Origin of the sequence: Stenotrophomonas pictorum JCM 9942 (genome assembly GCF_001310775.1) — a bacterium.
Classification (GTDB): domain Bacteria; phylum Pseudomonadota; class Gammaproteobacteria; order Xanthomonadales; family Xanthomonadaceae; genus Stenotrophomonas; species Stenotrophomonas pictorum.
This window is the reverse complement of record NZ_BAZI01000340.1, coordinates 1-2,834: the sequence shown is the minus strand read 5'-3', so window position 1 is coordinate 2,834 and position 2,834 is coordinate 1. Positions and strand designations below refer to the sequence as shown.

Annotated in this window: 4 protein-coding genes; 1 reads left to right on the top strand and 3 read right to left on the bottom strand. The window is 68.4% G+C overall.

Going from position 1 to position 2,834, the window contains the following annotated elements:
• The 3 genes from JCM9942_RS13375 to gorA form a co-directional block, all read right to left on the bottom strand.
• Nucleotides 1–132 (bottom strand): MGMT family protein (locus tag JCM9942_RS13375; protein ID WP_172675117.1); only part of this gene is annotated, 132 nt, incomplete at its 3' end.
• Nucleotides 129–1,058 carry a DMT family transporter gene (locus JCM9942_RS13370; protein WP_054660279.1) on the bottom strand — a complete coding sequence of 310 codons (930 nt, stop codon included), beginning with the start codon at nucleotides 1,056–1,058 and terminating at the stop codon, nucleotides 129–131. The genes JCM9942_RS13370 and JCM9942_RS13375, both read right to left, overlap by 4 nt.
• Nucleotides 1,059–1,185: 127 nt before the next feature.
• Nucleotides 1,186–2,538, bottom strand: a complete 1,353-nt coding sequence (gene gorA, locus JCM9942_RS13365; protein WP_054660277.1) for a glutathione-disulfide reductase — start codon at nucleotides 2,536–2,538, stop codon at nucleotides 1,186–1,188.
• 110 nt (nucleotides 2,539–2,648) lie between these two features.
• On the opposite strand from gorA, the gene JCM9942_RS19685 reads away from it, so the two are divergent.
• Nucleotides 2,649–2,834 (top strand): hypothetical protein (locus JCM9942_RS19685; RefSeq protein WP_218185494.1); only part of this gene is annotated, 186 nt, incomplete at its 3' end.

Here is a 2,834-nt window from a genome sequence, read left to right as displayed (position 1 = left end):
CAGCCGCGCCCGCCCCGGCAGGCCGGCCCTGGCCGCGACCTCGCCATAGCCCAGCACCTGCCCATACGGAATCTGCCGGATCACCTGGTAGATCCGTACGTGACCCACTGCCGGAGCCGGCCCCGCACTCATTGCTTCTTCGCCACGCCGCTGCCCACCAGCAGCACCCCGCCCAGCACCAGCAAGGTGCCGGCGCTCTGCCACGGGCCCATCGGTTCGTCGAGCAGCCATACACTCAGCACAATGGTGGAAACCGGACCCAGCATACTCACCTGCGCGGCCAGCGATGACCCGATGCGCTTGACCCCGACCATGATCGCCAGCACCGGCAGCACCGTGCACACGGTGCCGTTGAGCAGCGACAGCCCATACACCGGCGGCGCATACGTCCACAGCGCCGCCACCGGCTGGAACAGCAGGTACTGGCCGATGCACAGCACGCAGGCCACCGTGCTGGCATAGGCCGTCAGCCGTACCGCGCCGATCCGCGCCACCGCCTGGCCGCTGCCGAACAGATAGACGGCGTAACTCAGTGCACTGGCGAACACCAGCGCCGAACCGAGCAAGGTGCGAGCCCCATCAAGCCGGATGTCATGGCCGAAGGCCAGCAACACGCCCAGATAGCTCACCGCCAGCGCCGCCACCTGCCGCCGCGTCGGCCGCTGCTTGAGCACCACCAGCGCGATCAGCACCACCAGCGTCGGGCTCAAGTACAGGATCAGTCGCTCCAACGTCGCGGTGATGTACTTCAGGCCCAGGAAATCCAGATAGCTGGACAGGTAGTAACCGGTAAAACCCAGCACCGCCACCCGCCACAGATCACCGCGCGCCAACGGCGACGCGCGGCGCGCGGCCCAGATCCCCATCGCCAGGAAAAATGGAAACGCCACCAGCATGCGCAGCGCCAGCAATGCGGTGGCATCCACGCCATGCCGGTAGGCCAGCTTGACGATCACCGCCTTGCCCGAGGCCATGATGGCGCCGGCGCCGGCCATCAGCAGGCCGCTGACCAGCACGCGACGGGAACTGCTTGGCAGCGGCGAGGAAGCGGATGGCAAGCCCGCAACCGGCGATCCGGTCACGCGCGGGGAAGAAGGAGTCACGGGACGACAGCATCGCAGGGGGAGATGAGCGGCCCATTATCCGGCCGCGTCCAGCGGCATGAAACCGGCCAGCGCTCCATGGTCAGCGCATCAGCACCACTTCCTCGGCCGAGGTCGGGTGGATGGCCACCGTGTCGTTCATCTGCGCCCGGGTGATGCCGGCCTTCAGGGCCACCGCAAAGCCCTGCAGGATCTCGTCGGCGCTCTCACCCAGCAGGTGGATGCCGACGACTTTCTCCTCTTCGCCCGCGCAGACCATCTTGAACACGGTGCGCAGCTCGCCCTCGCCCAGCGCCTGCAGCATCGGCCGGAACCGGCTGTGGTAGGTGCTTACCCTGTCAAAGCGCTTGCGCGCCTCCTCCTCGCTCAGACCCACGCTGCCCAACGGCGGATGCGAGAACACCACGCTGGGCACGTTGTCGTAGTCCAGCCGCGCCTGCGGCTGGCCACCGAACAGGCGGTCCATCAAGCGGCGCGCGGCGGCCACCGCCACGGGCGTCAAGGTCACGTGCCCGGCCACATCGCCGACCGCGTGGATGCTCGGCACCGCACTGGTCTGGAATGCGTCGACCACCACCTGGCCCTTCTCACCCAGCACCACACCGGCCTGCTCCAGCCCCAGATCCCGGGTGTTGGGCGCCCGCCCGGTAGCGAAGATCACCTGCTCGAACACTGCCTGCTCCGTTCCGTTGTCCAGGGTGGCGCGGATCTGCCCACCGTCCTGCTCCAGCCGCTGGATCTGGCAGCCGAAGTGCAGCTCCACCCCCTGCAGGCGCAGGTTCTCAATCAGCTGATCGGCCAGCTCGGCGTCGAAGCGTTCCAGCAGACGCTGCCCGCGCACCAGCATCACCACCTCGGCGCCCAGCGCGCGCAATACGCCGGCCAGCTCCACCGCGATATAGCCGCCACCGACGATTCCAACTCGGGACGGACACCGGCGCAGTGCGAAGAAATCATCGGATACCCCCCCCAGCTCCGCGCCGGGGAAACGCGGGCGCACCGGCTGGGCGCCGGTGGCGATGACGATGTGCTGCGTACGCAGCCGGGTGCCATCGGCACATTCGACCGTGTGCGCATCGATCACCCGTCCGCGCTGGTGCACGCGGGTGACGCCGGTTTCGTCCAGGCGGCGCTGGTAGCTGACGTGGATATTGGCGATGTACTGCTGGCGCTGCCGCACCAGTTCGGGCCAGTCCACCCGCGGTCTCTGCGGCACGTCGAAGCCCAGCCGCGACGCCAGCGTGATGCGCTCAGCCAGCTCCGCCGCCAGCCACATGGCTTTTTTCGGCACGCAGCCGACATTGACGCAGGTGCCGCCCAGATCCCCCGGCTCGAGCATCGCCACGCGCGCGCCATAGGACGCGGCGCGGAACGCGGCGGCCAATCCGCCCGAGCCCCCCCCGATCACCACCACATCGAAATCGCGTGCGCTCATTGCACGCCCCCGCCATGAGGGAAGATCAGGGCGGTTACGGGCGCGCGGCCAGTCGTCAGGTCAGTCATCGCTTGTCAGCTCCCACTCCACACACCGGTCCGGAGCATGCCATGAGCGGCCGCGAGCCAGGCGTGAGCATGCCGCGACGCGCGTGTCTGGCACCATCAACGCGATCTGAATTCGGCACGCATCCCGATCGCGCGAGCTCGACCAACACCGACGTCGCGGCAAGTCCGATGGCGCCGCCGTTGTCATCAGCGCATCCGCGGCCAGCGACCTACTGCGCCGCGTCGCGG

What these genes read in the sequence shown, in the direction of transcription:
- gorA (WP_054660277.1), bottom strand. Translation starts at nt 2,538, where the DNA reads ATGAGCGCACGCGATTTCGATGTGGTGGTGATCGGGGGGGGCTCGGGC.